Annotated in this window: 22 protein-coding genes; 9 read left to right on the top strand and 13 right to left on the bottom strand. The window is 72.5% G+C overall.

Annotation, left to right across the window (positions count from 1 at the left end; genetic code table 11):
• The first annotated feature begins 2 nt into the window (after window positions 1-2).
• Window positions 3-500 (top strand): WYL domain-containing protein, encoded by a 498-nt coding sequence (locus AB0J97_RS24805; RefSeq protein WP_357705209.1) that lies wholly within the window; start codon window positions 3-5, stop codon window positions 498-500.
• Window positions 501-1,483: 983 nt separating this feature from the next.
• Here the strand turns inward: AB0J97_RS24805 and AB0J97_RS24800 are convergent.
• Genes AB0J97_RS24800 through AB0J97_RS24790 form a run of 3 tightly spaced genes read right to left on the bottom strand, consistent with a single transcriptional unit; the run spans window position 1,484 to window position 3,089 of the window.
• Window positions 1,484-1,696, bottom strand: a complete 213-nt coding sequence (locus AB0J97_RS24800) for a zinc ribbon domain-containing protein (protein ID WP_357980529.1) — start codon at window positions 1,694-1,696, stop codon at window positions 1,484-1,486.
• 9 nt (window positions 1,697-1,705) lie between these two features.
• Window positions 1,706-2,533, bottom strand: coding sequence for a GNAT family N-acetyltransferase (locus AB0J97_RS24795; RefSeq protein ID WP_364092331.1), 828 nt, complete (start codon window positions 2,531-2,533; stop codon window positions 1,706-1,708).
• Window positions 2,534-2,579: 46 nt separating this feature from the next.
• Entirely contained in the window at window positions 2,580-3,089 is a 510-nt protein-coding gene (locus AB0J97_RS24790; protein ID WP_352322827.1) for an HNH endonuclease, read from the bottom strand.
• 280 nt (window positions 3,090-3,369) lie between these two features.
• On the opposite strand from AB0J97_RS24790, the gene AB0J97_RS24785 reads away from it, so the two are divergent.
• The 3 genes from AB0J97_RS24785 to AB0J97_RS24775 are packed head-to-tail and all read left to right on the top strand — an operon-like array spanning window position 3,370 to window position 6,585.
• Entirely contained in the window at window positions 3,370-5,427 is a 2,058-nt protein-coding gene (locus AB0J97_RS24785) for a prolyl oligopeptidase family serine peptidase (RefSeq protein WP_364092329.1), read from the top strand.
• Between the two features lie 10 nt (window positions 5,428-5,437).
• The gene (locus AB0J97_RS24780) at window positions 5,438-6,238 is read left to right on the top strand and encodes an AraC family transcriptional regulator (RefSeq protein ID WP_364092326.1); all 801 of its coding nucleotides are present in this window, start codon (window positions 5,438-5,440) and stop codon (window positions 6,236-6,238) included.
• Window positions 6,235-6,585: a VOC family protein gene (locus AB0J97_RS24775; protein WP_357705199.1), complete on the top strand. Its 351-nt coding sequence runs from the start codon at window positions 6,235-6,237 to the stop codon at window positions 6,583-6,585. Before AB0J97_RS24780 ends, AB0J97_RS24775 begins: the two co-directional genes overlap by 4 nt.
• Before the next feature lie 14 nt (window positions 6,586-6,599).
• Here AB0J97_RS24775 and purU read toward each other — a convergent pair whose 3' ends face one another.
• The 4 genes from purU to AB0J97_RS24755 are packed head-to-tail and all read right to left on the bottom strand — an operon-like array spanning window position 6,600 to window position 11,860.
• Window positions 6,600-7,454 (bottom strand): formyltetrahydrofolate deformylase, encoded by an 855-nt coding sequence (gene purU / locus AB0J97_RS24770; RefSeq protein ID WP_357705197.1) that lies wholly within the window; start codon window positions 7,452-7,454, stop codon window positions 6,600-6,602.
• The gene (locus AB0J97_RS24765; protein ID WP_364092323.1) at window positions 7,451-9,835 is read right to left on the bottom strand and encodes an FAD-dependent oxidoreductase; all 2,385 of its coding nucleotides are present in this window, start codon (window positions 9,833-9,835) and stop codon (window positions 7,451-7,453) included. The genes purU and AB0J97_RS24765 overlap by 4 nt, the downstream gene beginning before the upstream one ends.
• The gene (locus tag AB0J97_RS24760) at window positions 9,832-10,755 is read right to left on the bottom strand and encodes a LysR family transcriptional regulator (RefSeq protein WP_364092321.1); all 924 of its coding nucleotides are present in this window, start codon (window positions 10,753-10,755) and stop codon (window positions 9,832-9,834) included. Before AB0J97_RS24760 ends, AB0J97_RS24765 begins: the two co-directional genes overlap by 4 nt.
• A gap of 7 nt (window positions 10,756-10,762) precedes the next feature.
• Window positions 10,763-11,860: an aminotransferase class V-fold PLP-dependent enzyme gene (locus AB0J97_RS24755; protein WP_357705192.1), complete on the bottom strand. Its 1,098-nt coding sequence runs from the start codon at window positions 11,858-11,860 to the stop codon at window positions 10,763-10,765.
• Window positions 11,861-12,009: 149 nt separating this feature from the next.
• Between AB0J97_RS24755 and AB0J97_RS24750 the strand changes: the two genes are divergently transcribed.
• A complete protein-coding gene (locus AB0J97_RS24750; protein ID WP_357705190.1) occupies window positions 12,010-12,954 on the top strand; it encodes an inorganic phosphate transporter in 945 nt (314 codons plus the stop codon).
• A complete protein-coding gene (locus tag AB0J97_RS24745) occupies window positions 12,951-13,583 on the top strand; it encodes a DUF47 family protein (RefSeq protein ID WP_364092318.1) in 633 nt (210 codons plus the stop codon). The genes AB0J97_RS24750 and AB0J97_RS24745 overlap by 4 nt, the downstream gene beginning before the upstream one ends.
• A 52-nt stretch (window positions 13,584-13,635) precedes the next feature.
• On the opposite strand, the gene AB0J97_RS24740 is transcribed toward AB0J97_RS24745, so the two are convergent.
• Window positions 13,636-14,595, bottom strand: a complete 960-nt coding sequence (locus AB0J97_RS24740) for an SDR family NAD(P)-dependent oxidoreductase (protein WP_357705186.1) — start codon at window positions 14,593-14,595, stop codon at window positions 13,636-13,638.
• Window positions 14,596-14,660: 65 nt separating this feature from the next.
• Window positions 14,661-15,542, bottom strand: a complete 882-nt coding sequence (locus AB0J97_RS24735) for a TIGR03620 family F420-dependent LLM class oxidoreductase (RefSeq protein WP_357705184.1) — start codon at window positions 15,540-15,542, stop codon at window positions 14,661-14,663.
• Window positions 15,543-15,574: 32 nt separating this feature from the next.
• On the opposite strand from AB0J97_RS24735, the gene AB0J97_RS24730 reads away from it, so the two are divergent.
• Complete coding sequence (locus tag AB0J97_RS24730) at window positions 15,575-15,931, top strand: helix-turn-helix domain-containing protein (protein ID WP_364092315.1); 357 nt, start codon at window positions 15,575-15,577, stop codon at window positions 15,929-15,931.
• A gap of 35 nt (window positions 15,932-15,966) precedes the next feature.
• A complete protein-coding gene (locus AB0J97_RS24725) occupies window positions 15,967-16,437 on the top strand; it encodes a TspO/MBR family protein (protein ID WP_357705180.1) in 471 nt (156 codons plus the stop codon).
• A 60-nt stretch (window positions 16,438-16,497) separates the two neighbouring features.
• Here the strand turns inward: AB0J97_RS24725 and AB0J97_RS24720 are convergent, their stop codons facing one another.
• Window positions 16,498-18,075: an alkaline phosphatase family protein gene (locus AB0J97_RS24720; RefSeq protein WP_364092313.1), complete on the bottom strand. Its 1,578-nt coding sequence runs from the start codon at window positions 18,073-18,075 to the stop codon at window positions 16,498-16,500.
• A gap of 113 nt (window positions 18,076-18,188) precedes the next feature.
• Here AB0J97_RS24720 and AB0J97_RS24715 point away from each other — a divergent pair, with 113 nt between their 5' ends.
• Window positions 18,189-18,632: an NUDIX domain-containing protein gene (locus AB0J97_RS24715; protein WP_364092311.1), complete on the top strand. Its 444-nt coding sequence runs from the start codon at window positions 18,189-18,191 to the stop codon at window positions 18,630-18,632.
• A gap of 10 nt (window positions 18,633-18,642) precedes the next feature.
• Here AB0J97_RS24715 and AB0J97_RS24710 read toward each other — a convergent pair whose 3' ends face one another.
• From AB0J97_RS24710 to AB0J97_RS24700, 3 genes are read right to left on the bottom strand one after another with little or no spacing between them, the layout of a single operon-like run.
• The gene (locus AB0J97_RS24710; protein ID WP_364092309.1) at window positions 18,643-19,383 is read right to left on the bottom strand and encodes an MBL fold metallo-hydrolase; all 741 of its coding nucleotides are present in this window, start codon (window positions 19,381-19,383) and stop codon (window positions 18,643-18,645) included.
• Window positions 19,384-19,394: 11 nt separating this feature from the next.
• Window positions 19,395-20,174, bottom strand: coding sequence for a hypothetical protein (locus AB0J97_RS24705; protein WP_364092307.1), 780 nt, complete (start codon window positions 20,172-20,174; stop codon window positions 19,395-19,397).
• Window positions 20,175-20,189: 15 nt separating this feature from the next.
• Window positions 20,190-20,816 carry a helix-turn-helix domain-containing protein gene (locus AB0J97_RS24700; protein ID WP_364092305.1) on the bottom strand — a complete coding sequence of 209 codons (627 nt, stop codon included), beginning with the start codon at window positions 20,814-20,816 and terminating at the stop codon, window positions 20,190-20,192.
• Window positions 20,817-20,838 lie beyond the last annotated feature (22 nt).

Below are 20,838 nucleotides of genomic sequence, written 5' to 3'. Positions count from 1 at the left end.
GTATGACGACAGTCGTGAAGGACGAGACTCGCCCGCTGACGACCGCCGAGATCGCCGCCATCGCCCTCTCCCTCGCTCACCTCGGAGCGGGCCCGCAGGCCGTCGCCGCACGGCGCGGCCTGCAGCACGCGCTCGAACACCTGGAGCTCGACGACGACGTCATCGCGACCACGCTCGCGACCCTGACCGAGCCGCTGCCCGTGGAGGTCGCCTCCCGGGCCAGGCTCGTCGCCGACGCCATCACCAGCCGTCTCATGATCCGTCTCCACTACCGCGACGCCTCGGGGGCCGTCACCTCCCGCGACGTCGAGCCGGTGACCTGCCTGGTCCACCGCGAGTACTGGTACCTGGTCGGCGTGTGCAGGATGCGCCAGGCCATCAGGGCGTTCAGGTTCGACCGGATCATCGCGGTCGAACCCACGCTGACCCCGTCGCGGCCGCACCTGGCCGACCGGTTCCTCCCGTTCCAGCGCCGCCGCCGGCGGACCAAGGCGGCGTGAGCCGCGAGCGGACCACGCCGCGTGAGCCGCAAGCGGACCACGCGGCGTAACCTGCCGCAAGCTTGACCCTCGGACCCCCGGGCGTTGGTGCGGGGCGTGACAGGCTCGCGCACATGCGCGTCCGGGGGATCTCGCTCATCGCCGCCCTGCTGCCCGCCCTGCTGCCCGTCGTCGTGTCCGCCTGCTCGGCGGGCCGGCCGCCGGACCCGCTCCCGATCGTGGCGCACCGCAAGGCGGTGTCCATGGGGCGCCTGCTGCCGCCCTCCACGCGGCGGGCGATCGACCGGGCGCTGGACCGTCAGCTACGGGGCCGTCCGGGGCGGGCGGCGCTGTCGGTGTACGACCGCGCGACGGGCGTGCGGTACTCCTACGCCGAGGGCAGGCCGTTCGTGCTGGCCAGCGTGGCCAAGGTGGACATCCTGCTCGCCCTGCTGCTGCTCAGGCAGAGCGAGCACCGGCGGCTCAGCGCGTACGAACGCGGGCTGGCCTCCCGGATGATCCGCGAGAGCGACGACGAGAGCGCCCACGAGCTGTACATGACCGTCGGCGGCCAGGTCGGGCTCACCCGCATCCTGCGGGCGCTGGAGGTGCACGACACCGTGCCGGGCGCCGGTCTGTCGTGGGGAATGACTCTCAGCGGCCCGTCGGACCAGGTGAGGGTGCTGGAGAAGCTCACCGACCCCGCCGGGCCGGTGTCGGCCGCGAGCCGCCGCTGGGCGCTCGGGCTCATGTCGTCGGTGGACAGGACGCAGGCGTGGGGCGTCAGCGCCGCCGGCGGCGAGGTCGCGCTCAAGAACGGCTGGCTGCCCGTCGGCGCGCACGGCGGCCGGTGGACGGTCAACAGCGCGGGCCGGATCGTGCTGAACGGCCACGAACTGCTTGTCGCCGTGCTGTCGGAACGCAGCCCCGACCTGGAGACGGGCGTGGAGACGGTGGAACGGGCGGCCCGGGTCGTGGTGGAGGTGCTCAGCCGGGCCCGCCGGTCACGAGCAGCAGCCACCGCCGCAGCAGCCACCGCCGCCGCCGCCGGCCGGACGGGGAGCGGCCGCCCCGCCGGTCATGGAGACCGTGGACAGCAGCTTGACCGTGTCGCCGTGACCCTCCGGGCAGGTCGCCGGCTCGTCTGAGGCCGACATGGGACGGGAGACCTCGAACGTGGAGCCGCAGGCGCGGCAGCGGAAGTCGTAACGCGGCATGCCGTAAGCCTAACCCGCTGCGGCGGGTGAGCGGGAGCCGGTGTAGGTCAGGTGCGCATGGTCGGAGACGGGCTCGTAGCCGATCGACCGGTAGATCGCGTTGCTCGTCGGATTGTCCAGGTCGGTGAAGAGCACGACCTGCTCGCACCGCTCGGCCAGCGCCACCTGGCCGGCGTACGCGGTGACCGCGGCCCCGTAGCCCTTCCTTCGGCACGACGGCGGCGTGTAGACCGGGCCGACGCGGCACACGCCGCCGGCCGCCCGGCCGAGCCCCGCCATCGAGACCGGCGCGCCCCCGGCCTCCCAGACGAACAGCTCGCGCCCGGCCACCCGCCGGGCCACCCGCTCGGCGACGTCGTGCGCCTCGCCGAGCCCGACCTCCTCCCCGAACGCCTGGTACCAGCTCACCATCAGCGGGAAGTCGCCCGCCCCGGCGAGCCGGCCGCGGCCGGGCACGGAGGGGACGGCGGGCACGCCGAGGCGGTAGAGCCGTTCGGACACCGTCCGGTCGGGCTCGCCGAGCAGCCGGACGACCTCGGATGTCACCTCGACCGGCCCTATCACCATGGACAGGTCACCGACGAGCGCCTCGACGAGCGACGCGACGGCCTCGGCGGGCATGCGCGTGAGGCTCAAGGGGGCGGGCGGCGTGCGGAAGGCGGCGGCGCGAACCTGGCCACTGGCGGTCCACCAGGCGAAGAAGGCGTCCTCGGCGGGCCGGCCGGCACGCAGTTCGGCGAGAACGGTCAGCGGAACCGTGTTGCCGACCGGGTCGCCGAGCAGGAACGGCTCGGCGACCGCGGCGAACTCCTCTGGATCAGCGGTGAAGGTCCACATACCCGTCATGGTGACAGGCGGCGGCCTCCGGGTTCAAAAAGTGTGTCTAGGCCGCCGCCTCCAGGTAGGGCGCCCATTGGGGATCGCCGACGAGCGAGGCGCCGATGAGCCGCCAGTGGGCGCCCCTCGGCACCGCCGGGAGGACGCGCAGCGTCCATCCCAGCTCCTCCAGGTACTTGTCGGCCTTGCGGTGGTTGCAGGTCGTGCACGAGGCGACGCAGTTCTCCCACGTGTGGGTGCCGCCGCGCGACCTCGGGATGACGTGGTCGATGGTCTCGGCCCGCTGCCCGCAGTAGGCGCAGCGGTAGTCGTCGCGCCTCATGAGGGCCGCCCTGGTCAGCGGGATTCGGGACCGGTAGGGGATGCGGACGTATCTGCGGAGCCTGATCACCGAAGGCACATCGAGGGTGCAACTCGCCGAGCGGAGCTGGGCGCCCCGCCCGTCGCGGTGCACGACGTCGGCCTTCTCCCGCAGCACCAGGACGATGGCCCGGTGGAGCGAGAGCGTGGTGAGCGGCTCATAGGTGGCGTTGAGCAGCAGGACCTGGCGCGTCATCGGGCCTCTCCCTGCCGCGCGCGTATCAAAGGGGACATGCCGTGGCATGTCCCGCCTGTCGGCCCCTCCTGGGGCACTGGTGCTTCCGTCACATGGACCTCCGCCGGACGGTCCAGCGGATGGTCACCACGGCACCGTCCTGTCACCAAGTCTGGCGTTAGCCGTAGCGTCCCCGCCACCCCATAATCTTCAAGCCGGAATGACCAGAGGGACACACGTTACGTTTTATGCCCGCTTCACCAGCGCTTTACGCCCCCACCTTGGCAGTAGGGTTCCTGGCATGACGCGAGAGCCTTATCCGACGGCACGCCGCGAAGACGTCGTCGACATCCTGCACGAAACGCCCGTCCCCGACCCGTACCGGTGGCTGGAGGACCCTGACAACCCGGACACCAAGGAATGGCTGCTCGCGCAGGCCGAGCTGTTCAACGCCACGCGTGGCGAGCAGCGGTTCAAGGACCGCATCGCCGAGCTGCTGCGGTCCGGCTCGGTGGGCCCGCCGGCCTGGCGCGGGGAGCGCCGGTTCTTCTCCCGCCGCACGCCGGACCAGGAGCACGCGGTCTACTACGTCGTCGAGGCCGACGGCACCGAGCGGGCGCTGATCGACCCGATGGAGATCGACCCGTCCGGTCTCACCACGCTCGACGCCGTGCAGCCCGACAAGGAAGGGCGGCTGCTGGCGTACCAGATCTCGGTGGGTGGCGACGAGGAGTCGATCCTCTACATCATGGACGTCGCGACCGGGATGCGCGTCGAGGGCCCGATCGACCGCTGCCGCTACTCCCCCATCGCCTGGCTGCCGGGCGGCGAGGCGTTCTACTACGTGCGCAGGCTGCCGCGCACCGAGGTGCCGGAGAACGAGGCGCAGTTCCACCGCCGCGTCTACCTCCACCGCGTCGGCACCTCGACCGAGGACGACGTGCTGATCTTCGGCCAGGGGCTGAAGATGACCAACTACTACGGCGTCTCGGTCTCGCGTGACGGCCACTGGCTCCAGGTCTCGGCGCACGAGGGCACCGCGCCGCGCAACGACCTGTGGGTGGCCGACCTGACCGCCTCACCCGCCGACTCCCCCGACCTGAAGGTCGTGCAGGAGGGCGTCGACGCGCAGACCGCCCTGGTGTTCGGCCGCGACGGCAGGCTCTACGTGCACACCGACCGGGACGCCTCCCGCGGCCGGGTGTGCGTGACCGACCCGGCCGACCCGGGCTACGAGACCTGGCGCGACCTGATCCCCGAGGACCCCGAGGCGGTGCTGTCCGACTTCGCCATCCTCGACGACCTGGAGCGCCCGGTCATGCTGGTGGGCTGGACCCGCCACGCGATCAGCGAGATCACCGTCCACGACCTGGCCACCGGCGAGCGCGTGGGCTCGGTGCCGACGCCGGGCCTGGGCACGATCGGCGGCATCTCCGAGCGTCCCGAGGGCGGCTTCGAGGCGTGGTTCGGCTACACCGACAACACCACGCCGCCGACGATCCAGCGCTACGACGCCCGCACGGGCGAGACCACGCTGTGGGCCGCCTCGCCGGGCGCGGTCGAGGTGCCGCCGGTGCGCACGTCGCAGGAGGTGTACCGGTCCAAGGACGGCACCGAGGTCCGAATGTTGATCATCTCCCCGGCCGACGAGCGTCCCGGCCCCCGCCCGACGATCCTGTACGGCTACGGCGGCTTCGGCCTGTCCATGACCCCCGGCTACTCGGCCTCGATCCTGGCCTGGGTCGAGGCGGGCGGCGTCTACGCCATCGCCAATCTGCGCGGCGGCGGCGAGGAGGGCGAGGACTGGCACCGCGCGGGCATGCTGGCCAACAAGCAGAACGTCTTCGACGACTTCCACGCGGCGGCCGAGCACCTCATCGAGACCGGCGTCACCACCCGCGAGCAGCTCGGCATCTCCGGCGGCTCCAACGGCGGCCTGCTGGTCGGCGCCGCGCTGACGCAGCGCCCCGACCTGTACGCGGCCGTCGTCTGCTCGGCGCCGCTGCTCGACATGATCAGGTACGAGAGGTTCGGCCTCGGCGCGACCTGGAACGTCGAGTACGGCAGCGCCGACGACCCCGAGCAGTTCGGCTGGTTGCGGGGCTATTCGCCCTACCATCGGGTCGAGGAGTCGGTGGCCTACCCGGCGACGCTGTTCACCGTCTTCCAGTCCGACACGCGGGTGCACCCGCTGCACGCCTGGAAGATGTGCGCGGCGTTGCAGCACGCCTCGACCGCCGGGCGGCCGGTGCTGCTGCGCAACGAGACCGAGGTGGGCCACGGCGCCCGCTCGGTGAGCCGTACGGTCGATCTGTCGGCCGACACGCTGACCTTCCTCGCCGAGCACACCGGTCTGTAGTGTCGGCGGCATGAGCACGCCGGGGCCGGCCATCGTCGAGGCCGCCCCCGGCGCTGCGCTGCGGCCGTACGTCACCCGGTTGTGCGCCTACAGCGAGCACTACCCCGCGCCGCTGACGCGGGCCGAGGCCGCCATGCCGGGGGCGGTGCTCATCCTGGGCGTCGGCGCGCCGATGGAGGCGTACGGGGAGCGGGTCAGGGCGTTCGCGGGCGGGCTCGCCGACCGGTTCGCGCTCACCCGGGTCACCGGGCCGTGCGAGGGCGTGCAGGTGGTACTCACGCCGTTCGGGGCGCGGCGGCTGCACGGGCTGCCGATGCGGCACCTGACCAACCGGGTGGTCCCGGTGGAGGCCGTGCTCGGGCGGTGGGCCGGGGAGCTGCTCGACCGGCTGGCCGCGACGCCGTCGTGGCGGGAGCGGCTGGCCCTGACCGACCGGCTGCTGACCGAACGCATCCTCGCCGGGCCCGAGGTGGGCCCCGAGCTGCCGTGGGCGTGGGCGCGGCTGCTGGAGTCGGGCGGGCGGCTCGGCGTGTCGTCGCTGGCGGCGTCGCTGGGCTGGAGTCACCGTCATCTGGTGGCCCGCTTCCACGACCAGGTCGGGCTGGCCCCGAAGGCGGCGGCCCGGGTGATCAGGTTCGGCCGGGCCGCGCGGCTGCTGCGCTCCGGCGAGCCGATCGCCGCGGTCGCGGCCGAGTGCGGCTTCTACGACCAGGCCCATCTCAACCGGGAGTTCCGGGCGCTCGGCGGCACCACGCCCGGTCAGATTCGTCCAAGACCCGCCGGCGGCCCGCCGTGGACACTGGAGCCATGAAACGCACTGTCTACGCACTGGCCCGCTACGAGGACCCGCAGGCGGCGCTCGACTTCCTGACCGGGGCGTTCGGGTTCCGGGTGCACGAGTCGTCGAAGGACGCGTCCGGAGCCGTCGAGCACGCCGAGCTGTTCGTCGAGGACGACCTGATCATGATCGGCCGGGGGAAGCCGGGCGGGCCCGGCGTCTACATCGCGGTCGACGACGTCGACGCCCACCACGATCACGCCAGGGCCGCGGGGGCCGTGATCACCATGGAACTCGTCGACCAGCCGTACGGCTCGCGCGAGTACGCCTGCAAGGACCCCGAGGGCAACTCCTGGTTCTTCGGGACCTATCGCCCGTAACCCATCGGAAGAGGTCAGCGGGGGAAGACGACGGTCTTGTGGCCGTCGAGCAGGACGCGCTGCTCGGCGTGCCACCGGACCGCGCGGGCCAGCGCCACGCACTCCACGTCGCGGCCGATGCGCACGAGGTCTTCGGGCGAGTGGCTGTGGTTGACCCGGGCGACCTCCTGCTCGATGATCGGCCCCTCGTCGAGGTCGGAGGTCACGTAGTGGGCCGTCGCGCCGATGAGCTTGACGCCGCGGTTGTGGGCCTGGTGGTAGGGCTTGGCGCCCTTGAACGACGGCAGGAACGAGTGGTGGATGTTGATCGCCCGCCCGGCCAGCTTCTCGCACAGGTCCTCCGACAGCACCTGCATGTAGCGGGCCAGCACCACCAGGTCGACCTGGTAGTGCTCGACCAGCGCCAGCACCTCGGCCTCCTGCCTGGGCTTGGTCTCGGGGGTGATCGGCAGGTGGTGGTAGTCGATGCCGTACGACTGGGTGAGCGGGCGCAGATCGGGGTGGTTGGAGGCGACCGCGACGATCTCGATGTCCAGCGTCTTCGACCTGACCCGGTAGAGCAGGTCGTTGAGGCAGTGGTCGAACCGGCTGACCATGATCAGCACGCGCGGCTTCCTGGCCACGTCGCGCAGCTTGAACTCCATGGCGAAGTCGGGGGCGAGGGCGGCGAAGGCGGCGCCCAGCTCGTCCTCGCCAAGGGGGGCGGAGAACTGCACGCGCATGAAGAAGCGCTGGGCGACCCGGTCGCCGAACTGCTGGCTCTCGATGATGTTGCACCCGTGCCCGGCCAGGAGGCCGGAGACGGCGGCCACCACGCCGGGGCGGTCGGGGCAGGACAGGGTCAGGATGTACTCGGCGTGGCTGCTCATGACTTCACTCTCGCGGACGTGGGATCGTAGGGCGCCTTGAGGCTGATCTGGGCAGAGTACAGGTCGCCGGCCACCTCGACCTCCACCTTCTCCAGCGTGACGCCGCCTTCCGGCGAGACCTCGGTGACGAAGCCCAGCGCCACGGACCTGCCGAGCGTGGGGCTGTGGGCCGCCGAGGTGACGTAGCCCACCGGGACGCCGTCGGACAGCAGGGACTCGCCGCCCCACAGGTGTGCGGCGGGGTCGTCCAGCACGATCGAGACTACCCTGCGCGACGGCGACCCCAGGGCGTGCCGCGCTCCCCGGTAGCCGCTCTTCTTGCAGGTGAAACGCAGTCCGGCGGCGGCGGGGGTGATCTCCGGGCCCAGCTCGCGGCCCCAGGCGCGGTAGCCCTTCTCGATGCGCATGGCCTCGATGGCGTAGTAACCGGCCTGGGTCAGCTCGCCGGTGCCCATGAGCGTCTCGTGGACGGTGACGGCGAACTCGGCGGGCACGTACAGCTCCCAGCCCAGCTCGCCCACGTACGTGACGCGGGTGGCGCGCACGGTGGCGTGACCGAGGTCGACCAGCCGGGACGTGCCGAAGTCGAAGGCCGAGAAGTCCGACTTCGACACCGACTGCAGGATCCTCCTGGACGACGGCCCCATCACGCCGAAGACGGCGTACGCGCCGGTGACGTCCACCAGGACCGCCCGCCGGTCGCCGAGGCCCTTGGAGATGTGGTCGAAGTCCCTCGTGGTCTGGGCCGAGCCGGTCACGACCAGGTACTCGTCGCGGGCCACGCGGGTCACCGTCAGGTCCGACTCGTAGCCGCCCCGGTCGTTGAGCAGGCCGGTGTAGACGACCCGGCCGAGCTCGACGTCCACGTCGGCGGTGCAGAGCCACTGCAGCGCCTCCATGGCCTCGGGGCCCTTGAGGACGAATTTGGAGAAGGACGTCTGGTCGAACAGCGCCGCCGCGTTCCGGCACGCCGCCACTTCGGCGTCCACGTACGGCTGCCATCCCGGCCGCCCGAACGTGGACGGCGTGGCGGGCCCGAAGTAGTTGACCCGCTCCCAGCCCATCTTCGACCCGAAGCGCGCCCCGGCCTCGGCCAGCAGGTGGTGGACCGGCGAGCGGCGCAGCGGCCGGGCCGTCTCCAGCTCCTTGTCCGGCCAGGACATCGCGTAGTGCAGCCCCAGCGTCTCGGTGACCCGGTCGCGCAGCCAGGTGTCGTTGCCGGCCCAGCGGGCGAAGCGCCGGATGTCGGCGGGCCACAGGTCGCCGGTCGGCTCGCCGTTCACGATCCACTCGGCCAGCGCGCGGCCGGCGCCGCCCGCCGAGGCGATGCCGGCCGAGTTGAACCCGGCGCCGACGAACAGGCCGCGCACCTCGGGCGTCTCGCCCAGCAGGAACATGTTGTCGGGCGTGAAGCTCTCCGGCCCGTTGTAGAACATCCTGATCCCGGTGCTCTCCAACGCCGGGACGCGCTGGATCGCGTTCTCCATGATGATCGCGAACTGGTCCCAGTCCTCCTCCAGGAGCTGGAACTCGAAGGGGTGGGGGATGCCGTCCATGCCCCACGGTTTTGCGTCCGGCTCGAAGCCGCCCACGACCAGGCCGCCGACCTCCTCCTTGAGGTAGGCGTACCCGTCGGGGTCGCGCAGCACGGGCAGGTCGGGGCGTACGCCGGGGATCGGCTCGGTCACCACGTAGTAGTGCTCGGCCGAGTGCAGCGGGACGGTCGCGCCGGCCATCCGGCCGAGTTCCTTGGCCCACTGGCCGGCGCAGTTGACCAGCACCTCGGTCTCGATGTGGCCCTCGGTGGTGTCCACGCCGCGCACGACGCCGTCCCGTACGGTGACGCCGGTGACGCGGACGCGTTCCATCACCAGCACGCCGCGCCGCTGGGCGCCCCTGGCGAGCGCCTGGGTGAGGTCGGAGGGGTTGGCCTTGCCGTCGCCGGGCAGCCAGACGCCGCCCACCAGGTCGTCGGTGCGCATGACCGGCCACAGCTCGCCGGCCTCACGCGGGGTGATGACCTCGGCCTGGATGCCGTAGTTGCGGGCGGCGGACGCGGTGCGCCTGAGCTGGGTCATGCGCTCGGGGGTGCGGGCCACGCTGACGCTGCCGCACTGCTTCCAGCCGGTGCCGAAGCCGGTCTCGGCCTCCAGGCGGGCGTACAGGTCGGTGCTGTACTTGATCAGCCTGGTCATGCTCTCGGTGCTGCGCAGCTGGCCGACGAGCCCGGCGGCGTGCCAGGTGGTGCCGCAGGAGAGTTGTCCCTGTTCGAGCAGCACGACGTCGGTCCAGCCCAGCTCGGCCAGGTGGTAGGCCACGCTGCAACCGGCGATGCCGCCACCGATGATCACGACCTGTGCCCGGGAGGGCAGGGATGTCACGAGATGCTCCTCAAGCGGTTGATCCCCGGCCAGCTGCGGACGTTGCGCAACATGGCGATGAACGCCTGTTCGGCGGGCCCCAGCAGCCGGTCGCGGCGGTGGGCCAGCACGATGGGGCGGGGCTTGGGCGCGGGCAGCACTTCGAGGGCCGCCAGCCGCCCGTCGGCGAGCTCCTGCTCGACGCAGTGCTCGGACACCAGCGAGACGCCGAGCCCGGCGGCGACCGCCTGTTTGATCGTCTCAGGGCCCCAGATCTCGCTGCGGCCGGCCTCTTCGAGCCCCCACGTCTCCAGCGCCTGTTCCTGCAGCTCGCGGGTGGAGGAGCCGGGCTCGCGGATGAGGAAGAACTCGCCGGTCAGGTCGGCGGGCTCGGCGCGGCCCCTGCTGGCCAGCCGGTGGCCCGGCTGGGTGATGACGACGAGCCGGTCCTCCAGGATGGGCTCGCTGACGAGCTGCGCCGCGCCGGGCTCGCCGGCCAGCACCGCGACGCCGATCTCGCCGTCCACGAGCCCGCGTTCGACCCGCTGGCCGTTGCCGACCTGGATGCCGATCTCGATGCCCGGGTGACGGTCGCGGAAGGCGGCCAGCAACGGCGGCAGGAGGTACGTGCCGACGGTGGTGGTGCCTCCCGCGACCAGCTTGCCGGTCTGCAGCCCGGAGACCTGCCGGATCGCGGCCACGGCCTCGTCGGCCAGCAGGAACACGCGCCTGGCGTACTCCAGCATCACCTCGCCCTCGGGGGTGAGCCTGATGCGGGCGCCGCTGCGGTCGATCAGCGTGGCGCGCAGCGACTGCTCAAGCTGCCTGACCTGGTGTGACACGGACGGTTGGCTGAGGTAGAGCTTCTGCGCCGCGGCCGAGAAGCCGCCGCACTCCACGACCGTCATGAAGATCCAGAGCCGGTGCAGGTTGAGCTGCATGTCGTCGTTAACCCCTAGCTGCCTCGATCGACTCTCGGAGCGCGTCCTCGAGCTGTTCCAGCCGGTGCCAGGGGATCTCGCCCATCGTGCAGATCCTGAAGAAGTCCGCCGAAAGTTGCCCCTGACCGGCGTAGATAACGTAACCGCGCTTTTTGAGCTCATCGTGAAGCGCCGCATAAGTTACGTTTTCGGGGAGATGAAGCATTGTTACGGTGTTTGACCTGAATTGTTCATCAACGAGGATTTTCAGGCCCAGACGGGTGAACTGGCCGCGGACCAGGTCGGCCCGCTCGCGGTACAGCCGGGTGCGCGCCGCGAACCCGCCCGCCTCCTCGTACTCCTTGATCGCCTCGTCGAGGGAGTAGCAGACCTGGACGGCCGGGGTGAACGGCACGTCGCCCTTGCGCTGGCCGGCCAGGTAGCTGGCGGCGTTGAGGTACAGGCTGCGCGCGGGCGCCTCCTGGATCCGCTCGATCGCCGCCTCGCTGCACAGGATGAACGACATGCCGGGCAGCCCGTGCAGGCCCTTGTTGGCGGTGCCGCAGACGACGTCGGCCTTGACCTCGGCCAGGTCCTGGTCCTCGATCGCGGTGCCGCTGATCGCGTCGATCACGAACAGGGCGCCGTGCTCGGCCACGACCTCGCCGATCTCCTTGATCGGGTTGATCAGGCCGGTCGTGGTCTCGTGGTGCACGCAGACCACGGCGTCCACGTCGTCGCGCCCGGCCAGCGCCGCCCGGACGGCCTCGGGGTCGGCCGGGACCGTCCAGTCGCTCCTGACCTCGTGGAACGGGATGCCGTGCGCCTTCGCGATCTTGATCATCCGGTCGCCGTAGACGCCGTTGTTCACGACGAGCACGCCACGTCCCGCGCGGACGGAGCTGATGACCGCCATCTCCATGGCCGCGGTTCCCGACCCGGTGACCAGCAGCGCCTCGTGCGTGCCGCCGAGGTTCAGGCACCGGGGCAGGGCCTCACGGATCCTGAACAGCAACTCCGTGAACTCGGGCTCGCGGTGGCAGAGGTCGCCGCGAAGCAGGGCGTCCTTGACCCGCTTCGACGTACATGCGGGCCCGGGATTCAACAGAATGAGTTCTTCGTCCATCAATCCACTCGATCTTGGGTAGTTATCGGGCATTACGGACGCTATCCGGGGTGGCGCCGCATGGGACAGCCGCCTTTCCCCTATGGGGGCCATAAGGGAAACGGGCTTGTCCGTGCTGAACAGCGCCGACTGGGATGGAGCACGTGCCGTTGGAGACCGTCGTACTGATCGGGGTCGCGGGGCTGTTCGCCGTCGTGTCCGGGATCAACGACGGCGGGGCGCTGCTGGCGACCGGGCTCAAGCTGCCGGTGATCCGGCCGGCCGTCGGCATCCTCACGCTGGTGCTGCTCGTCACGGTGATCCCGTTGATCACGCACCGGGTGGCGCTGACGTTCGTGAACCGGCTGGCGGCCTTCCACGCCCCCGGCGGTCAGGCCGCGATGACCGTCGCCGTGCTCTGCTCGCTGGCCGTGGTGTTCACGCTCAGCGCCAAAGGGCGGCCGACCAGCCTCACGCTGGCCGTGGTGGGCGGGCTCACCGGGGCGGGGCTGGGGTGGGGGCTGCCGGTGTCGGGCGGCTCGGTGGCGCTCGTGCTGGCCTTCGGGCTGGCCGCGCCGTTCGCGGGGGCGCTGCTGTCGTGGCTGCTCATCCGGCTGCTCGTACGGGTGACCGACGCGCCCGGCCTGGCCCGCTGGCACTGGGCCGGGTTCCTGCTCCAGACGCTCGCCTACGCGGCCAACGACGGGCAGAAGATGCTGGCCGTCTTCATGATCGCACTCGGTTTCCAGGGCGCGCCCCTGGCCTGCACCTCGCTGGTGGCGATGTTGTTCGGGCTCGGCGCGCTGTACGGGCTGCCCAGGGCGGGCCGCACGCTGAGCCGCGAGATCATCGTCTCCCGTCCCGCGCACGGCGTCGCCGCCGAACTGGCCGCGGGCACCGCGGTGATCGCCTGCGCCGCCGTGGGTATGCCCGTGAGCATGACCCAGGCCGTGGCCGGCGGGCTGGTCGGCGCGGGGGTCGCGCAGGGCGGCGGCCGGGTCCGCTGGTACGCCGCCGTCAAGATCGTCGTGGCCTGGCTGCTGACGCTCCCGCTGAGCGGGCTCTTGGCCGCGACCGCGGCGTTCGTCCTGAAGGGGCTGAGGGGGACGTGGTGAAGCGATGGCGCCGGATCCGGGACCTCATGACCGGCCGCATGGACGGCGCGCTCAGCGGGGCCCTGCTCGGCCAGCTCAAGGCCACCAAGCAGGGCGCCTGGCTGGCGATGGCCATGATCGGCGGCGAGGTCGGCAGGACCGGCGCGCACGAGCAGATGCGCGCCATCGAGCACCTCGGCGACGAGGAGCGCGCCCGCCTGGTCGAGGAGCTCAAGACGGCGCTGGTCACGCCCATCGACCCCGAGGACCTGTTCCGCCTGTCACGCTCGATCGACGACGTGCTGGACTCGCTGCGGGACTTCGTGCGCGAGTCGCACCTGTACCGGGTGCCCGACCAGATCCGCTTCACGCCGCTGCTCGACCAGGTCATCGTGGGCATCGACGCCCTGGAGAGCGCCGTACGCGGCCTGGCCGCGCGGCCCTCGGCGGTGGTGCAGGACGCCCTGGAGGCCAAGAAGGCCGGCGGCGCGATCCGGCGCATGTACCAGTACGAGATCTCCCGGATCTTCTCGGCCGAGGTCACCTCGGACGCCCTCAAGCAGCGCGAACTGGTACGCCGCCTGGAGATCGTGGGCATGGCCATCGGCGACGCCGCGGACGCCATCGCCGACGGCGCCATGAAACGCTGACCGTCAGCCCGGTGAGACCCCGCCTCTCAGTACCGCGCGACGCCGCCGCCCCTCAGGACCGCGCGGCGAAGGCGTCGACGCCGGTCAGCTCGGCCGACAGCCGCCACAGGCGCGCGGCCTGCTCGGGGTCGGTCGCGTAGGAGTGGACGCCGCCCCCCGCGGCGCCGGCCTGCTCGGCGATCTCGCAGTCTTCGCAGTAGACGCCGCCCATGTCGTCGAGCTGCGGCGAGGTGGCCGCCCACACCTGGGTGGCCGCGCCCTGCTCCGGCGTCTTGAAGCTGGTGTTGAGCTGGTTGCCCTGCTCGTCGATCCAGCCGGCCTCGACCATCTCCTGCCTGGTCAGGTGGCGCTGGAGCGGGGTGAGGATGCCGCCGGGATGCACCGCGAACGCGCGCACCCCCGCGTCCTTGGCCAGGGCGTCGAGGTGCACGGCGAACAGCACGTTGGCCGTCTTCGCCTGGCCGTACGCCTGCCACTTGTCGTAGCCGTGCTCGAACATCACGTCGTCCCAGCGCATGCCGGAGCGCCGGTGGCCGGCTGAGGAGACGGCCACGACCCGGCCGCCGCCGCGCTCGACGGCCGGCCACAGGCGGTTGACCAGGGCGTAGTGGCCGAGGTGGTTGGTGGCGAACTGGGCCTCCCAGCCGGGGCCGACCCGCGTCTCGGGGCAGGCCATGATGCCCGCGTTGTTGATCACGAGGTGCAGGTCGCGGCCGGTGGCCAGGAACCCGTCGGCGAAGCGGCGCACGCTGTCGAGGTCGCCGAGGTCGAGCTCGCCCACCTCGACGCGGTCGATGCCGGCCAGGGCCTCCTCGGCCGCACCGGGACGCCGGGCCGGGACGATGACATGGGCCCCGGCCCTGCTGAGCGCGCGCGTGGTCTGCAGGCCCAGGCCGGAGTAGCCGCCGGTGACCAGCGCGATCCTGCCGGTGAGGTCGATGCCCTGGAGCACCTCGTCCGCCGTGCTTCTGGCGCCGAAACCCGAACCGATCTTGTGCTGAGGCGTTGTCATGGGACCGACGTTACGAATTGAAGTGCGCTCTAAGTCAAACCGACCCGCCGGGGCCCGCCCCTCGATCAGAGGCCGAGGGCCGGCGCCAGGCGCTGGAGCTGCTTCAGGGCGTCGTCGAGGTCGGGGGCGCCCGGCGAGAGCGGCTGGACGGCCACGTGGTCGGCCCCCGCGTCGAGGTGGGCCCGCAGCCGCGCGGCGACCCGCTCCTCGTCGCCCCAGGCCACGATGGCGTCGGCCAGCCGGTCGCTGCCGCCGCCCGCGAAGTCGTCGTCGGTGAAGCCGAGGGCGCGCAGGTTGCCCAGGTAGTTGGGCAGGGTCAGGTAGTAGGCCAGGTGGGCGCGGGCGATCTCGCGGGCCCTGACCGGGTCGGCCTCCAGCACCACGGCCTGCTCGGGCACCAGCAGCCGGTCGGCGCCGAGGACGCGGCGGGCCTGCTCGGTGTGCTCGGGCGGCACGAAGTAGGTGTGGGCGCCGTCGGCCCGGTCTCGGGACAGCTCCAGCATCCGGGGACGCAGCGCCGCCAGCAGCCGAGGGGCGCGCGCCTCGGGCAGGCCCTCCTCGGCGGCGTCCATGCCGTCGAGGTAGGCGCGCATCGCGCTCAGCGGCTTGTCGTAGGCGTGGCCGCGGCTGCCGACCAGCGGGCCGTGGCTGACCCCGATGCCCAGCAGGAAGCGGCCCGGGAAGGCGTCGGCCAGCGTCTTCGTGCCCGCCGTCATGCCCGTCGCGTCGCGGCCCCAGATGCTGGCGATGCCGGTCGCGACCGCGACGCGGGTGGTGGCGGCCAGCAGGACGGCCGCCGTGGTGAGCGGCTCCTTGCTCTGCCGGCCCTCGTTGATCCACACGGAGCCGTAGCCCAGCCGCTCGATCTCGGCCGCCGCCCGCCGCGCCTGCTCGGCGGGGGCCTTGCCGATCAGCGGGTGCCACACTCCGAAGTGCCCGGTCTCCATGACCGCTCCCTCGACTAGGATGTTCGATCGAGATGGAACACTACACCAATGTTCGACCGGCATCGAACAGGACGCGCGGCCTGACCCACGCCTCTCCCGCCGAGGTGTCGTTGCAGGCCGCCCTCGACGCGCTCGGCGACCCGGTCCGCCGCCGCATCGTCCGCGAGCTGGCCGGTGAGCCCGACTGGGCCCGCGCCTGCGGCACGTTCGCCCACCTGCGGGTGGCCAAGTCCACGCTCAGCCACCACTTCGGGGTGCTGCGCCAGGTCGGCCTGCTGGAGCAGCGCGACGAGGGCACCCGCCGGCTCAACCGGCTGCGCCGCGCGGAGTTCGACGAACGTTTCCCCGGCCTGCTCACCCTCGTGGTCGAGGAGCCCGAGGGCGCCTAGGGCATGCGGCGGCCCTGGCGGGTAGGGGCAGGCCCATGCAGATGCGCCCGTTCGCCCGCAACCTCCTCGCCACCACGGCCGCGGTCACCGTCACGGCCACGCTCGGCAGCCTGGCCACCTCCTCCGGCTCGGCCTGGTACCGCCGGCTGCGCAAGCCGCGCTGGCAGCCGCCCACGCGGGCGTTCGGCCTGGTCTGGACCCCGATCTACGGCCTGATCGCCTACGCCGGCGCCCGCGCGCTGACCTCGGGCGACGACCGGGCGGGCCTGACCCGCGCGCTGGGCGCCAACCTCGCGCTCAACGCCGCCTGGACGCCGCTGTTCTTCGGCGCCCGCTCCCCCCGCCTGGCCCTGGCCGACATCGTGGCGCTCGACGCGGCCAACCTGGTGCTCCTGCGCCGCTTCCTGCGCGCCGACCGCCGCGCCGGGCTGGCCCTGCTGCCCTACGTCGGCTGGACAGCCTTCGCCACCGCGCTCAACGCCTCCATCGCCGCCCGCAACCCCTGACCGGGAGCCCCGTCCCAGGACGAGACTCCCGGCCGCACCCGGCCCTACCCGGCAGCACGGTCAGGAGACGCGCAGGTCGTCCACCGCCCAGTACCAGTTGTTGGTCGCGTCGAAGTAGTGGAACTTGACTCTCATCGACGTGGCCCCGGCCGGCACGGTCACCCTGAGCGACTCGTTCCTGGCGATCGCGTCGGCCGTGTAGTTCTTCACCAGCGTGTCCGCGCCGCCGTCGAACGAGACGAGCACCTGCGCCTTCTGGGCGCCGTCCACCCGGTAGTGGGTGGCGTAGGCGAGCGTGACGGACGCGCGGCCGGTCACGGTGTAGGCGGGCGAGACGAGCGTCGAGTCGAACGTCCCGGTCTCGTGGGACTTGTCGTCCCATTCGTCGGAGTCGGCCACCGCGAAGATGCCCCTGGACCGGACGTTCAGCTCCCGCTGCTGGTCACGGGCCGCCCGCGACCAGAACTCGTCCGTGGTGAACGCCCAGCCGCGCCACTCCTGGACGCCCCCGGACGGCATCCTGGACGCGTCCGCCGACCAGCCCGAGGGCGGCGTGTGCGAGTAGCCGAGCACGCCGGCCGGGATGCCGGTCTCGTCGGTCCTGCCGGACAGCGTCACGCCCTCGAACGGGTCGCCGGTCCTGGTGTCGACGCGCCTGCCGTCGATCCCGCCCGGCACGGCCAGCCGCAGCCCGGTGAAGACCGCGGCCGTCACGTCCACCAGGCGCGTGTCGGCCGGCCGCGCCCCGGCGGCGATGCCGGGCCCGGAGGCCAGGACGAACGTGCGGCGCTCCTCGATCGAGGACCCGCCGTGCCCGCCCGCGTCGGTGTGACCGTGGTCGGTGGCCACGACCACGGTCCAGCGCTCGCTCGCGTACGACGGCCTGGCCCTGACCGCGGCCAGCAGCCGGCCGATCCGGGCGTCGGCGTCGTGGATCGCGGTCAGGTAGGCGGCCGAGCCGGCGCCGCTGCCGTGCCCGGCGATGTCGATCGCGCCCAGGTAGACGAAGGAGGCGTCCGGATTCCTGGTGCGCAGGACGGTCTCGCTGACCTGGGTGACGCGCTCGTCCTCGGCAGGGTAGCCGTCGGCGTCGCCGTCCAGGGCCACTCTGGCGTCGATCCGGGGGCCGAACGTGCCCTGGTCGGCGAGCGGCTTCCAGTCGAGCGCGGCGTAGGTGGAGTAGGCGGCGTTCGTGTTCTCCAGCCTGGTCAGGAAGTCGGGGTACTGGTCGTAGTGCTTGCCGGCGAAGGTGTTGTCCTTCACGCCGTGCAGGTCGGGCCAGACGCTGGTGGCGATCGTGGACCAGCCGGGGCCGCTGGAGGTGGCGGCCATCGGGCTGGTGTAGAGCAGGCTGGTGCCGAACGTGCCGCCGCTGATCAGGGCGTCGAGGTTCGGGGCGTCGGCGGGGGCGATGCGGTCGTGGCGTAACCCGTCCAGGCCGATGACCAGGACCTTGTCGGCGCTGATGCCGTTCGGGACGTCGGGGACGGGCACGGGCGCGGCCAGGGTGGTCACGCCGTTGAGGACCTTGCCCTCTGGGGCTGGTGCGGGATCGGCCACGGGATCGGCCACTGCGGCGGGCGCGGGGACCGACACGGCCGCGGCCACGAGAGCGGGCAGGATGCGCCATCGTTGCATGGACGTACTCCTCGCTGAGTGCTGGGATGATCCGGCTGAAGGATCTCCAGCGTCAGGCGGGTGCGTGAATAGCGTCTTTCCGATGGTCGCCATAGAGGAAAAAGGGGGCCCAAATGGGCAGTAGCCAACGTCCTGCCGCCCGCGTCGTCTGCCTCGACCGCGACGGACGCGTCCTGCTCATGCACTGGTACGACCCGATCAGCGGCAGGGACCTCTGGGAGCCGCCGGGCGGCGGCCTCGACCCGGGCGAGACGCCGCTGGAGGCCGCCAGGCGCGAACTGGCCGAGGAGACCGGGCTGCCCGGGTCGGCGGTGCGCGATCACTCGGTGGACGTCGAGCGCGACTTCACCTGGCTGGGCGTGCGCTACGTGAAGACCGAGCCGTTCTTCCTGGCCACGTTCGACGAGGCGCGCCCGCGGGTGACCCCCGCCGCGCTCACCGAGGAGGAGCTCGGCGTCTACCGCGGTCACACATGGGCCGAGGAGATGCCGTACGGCGTCGAGCCGCCGGAGCTCGCCGCCGTGGTGACCGCCCTGCGCACGCCCCCGCCACGCTGAGCCCGGTGCGTCACACCTCGATCGCGAGGCCCGCCGTGGCCACCGCGAGGTCGCCCGCGTAGGACCTGGCCGCCGCGTCGAGCGCCGGCTCGGGCCGGGTGCCCGGCCACAGGTGGGTGAGCAGCAGCCGGGCGGCCCCGGCCGCGGCGGCGGTGCGGCCCGCGTCGAGGGCGCTGGACAGGTAGGGCGCGTCCTCGTCGGGCACCCGCTCGGGGTAGGTGGCCTCGGCCACCAGCAGGTCGGCGTCGGCGGCCAGCGTGACGAGGTCCGCGGACGGCCCGGTGTCGCCCGTGTAGGCGATCGCCCGGCCGCCCGCGCTCAGGCGCAGCCCGGCGTTGGGCACGTGGTGCGGCAGCGAGAAGGCGTCGAGCCGGAACGGGCCGATCTCGCGCGGCGTGCCCGGCTCCAGGTCGTGCAGCTCGAAGCTGCCGGCCAGCATGCCGCGCCGGTCGAGCGCGAGCACGGCGTCGAGCGCGCCGGGCGGCGCGTGCACGGGCAGCGCGGCCGGCGGCGCGTCGCCCAGGGCGCGGGCGCGCAGCAGCGGGTTGAGGTCGGAGCAGTGGTCGGGATGGCCGTGGCTGACCAGGACGGCGTCGACCCGCTCGGCCGGCGTGCTTTCGAGCAGCCGCGGCAGCGTGGCGTAGCCGGGGTCGACGAGCACGCGGAACCCGTCGTGCTCGACGAGGTAGCCGCTGCACGCCTGGCCCGCCGCCGGCCAGGCCCCGCATCCGCCGAGCACCGTGATCCGCATGATCCCCGACTCTAGCGGGGCCGGTGGCCCAGCTCGGCCAGCGTGGTGGACATGAGACCGCGCAGCAGCGACCCGGCCAGGCCCTCGTGCACGGACTCGACCGGAAACCCCTGGGCGATGCGGGCGTGGTACGCCTCGCGGTCGCGCTCACCGGTGTAGGGCAGCGCGGTCATCGCCACGACCACGGTCGCCCGGGTGCCGCCGCGCGGCAGGACGGCGACGGCGTGGGTGCGCAGGCAGGTCTCGTCGGGGGCGCCGTACCAGCCGCACTTGATCCCGGCGTCGGGCGAGCCGAGCGCCTCGCGGGCGCCGAACGTCTGCTCCCCCGCCACCTGCCGCATCCACTCCAGGACGGTGGCCGCCACCGGGTCGCCCGCCGCCGCGGCCTGCGCGAACACGGTGTAGGCGGCGGCGACCTCGTCGGCCGCCACCTCGACCGAGCCGAAGCGCGACGGGTCGCCGCCCGGCTGGGCCCACCGCACGCCGGTGCGCCGGTAGAGGTCCTCCAGCAGGACGCGCGGGCCGATGGACAACCACAGGCTCAGCGTGTCGGCGTTGGAGGAGAGGACCACGGCGGGCTCGGCGTGGCGGCGCCAGCGCTCGGCGTCGTCGATGTGGTCGGCGGCCACCCAGGCGTAGAGGGGCTTGAGCAGCGAGGCGCAGCGCAGCCGGGCCGGGCCCGAGCGCACGCTCATCGTCCGGGCGGGCGGGCCGCCGTAGCCGCGTCTGATGCCCGCGGCCTGCGCTCCGGCGCTGTGGTCGAGGTCTTTCAGCAGGTCATTGAAGGCCACCGTCCCACCGTAGACCTACGGGGCGGTCCGCCAGCGCCCTTCGTACCACTCCGTGCTCGGCGGATCACCGGGCAGCGGGGTCGTGCCGGGGGCGCGCAGGCCGTCGAGCGTGACGGCCAGCAGGCGCTGCTTGACCCGCTGGTGCTCCTCGCTGGGCGGGCCGGGGGCCGGCCTGCTGAACTGCTCGATGAGCAGCGAGACGTCGAGCGTGGTGACGTCGGGTCTGAGCGCGCCGGCCTCGCGGGCCTTCGTGACGAGCTCGTCGGCCAGCTCGGTGGCCCGCCGGGAGGTGCGCCACATCTCGTCGGTGACCTCGATCGTGCCCGCCACCGGGGCCAGCGCGCCGGAGCGGCCCTCCACGCAGGCCCGCACGTACGCCTCCAGCCCGGTCCACGGGTCGGGTTCGGCCAGGGCCGACTCCAGGGCGTCGACCACGCGTTCCATGGCGATCAGGCACAGCCGCTGGAGCAGCTCCTCCTTCGTGCGGTAGCGGCGGTAGAGGCTGCCCATGCCCACGCCCGCCTGCTTGGCGATGGCCGACACCGGCGCGTCGAACCCCTGTGTCGTGAACACCTCGTGGGCCGCCTGGAGCAGGCGCAGATCGTTCCGCGCCGCCTCGGCCTGTCTGCCGCGTCCTGCCATGCCGTACAGGATATTGCGGAGC

This window comes from Nonomuraea sp. NPDC049607 (genome assembly GCF_040675375.1).
Classification (GTDB): domain Bacteria; phylum Actinomycetota; class Actinomycetes; order Streptosporangiales; family Streptosporangiaceae; genus Nonomuraea.
Note: the sequence above shows the minus strand (reverse complement) of the source record. Positions and strands in the feature narration are given on the sequence as shown.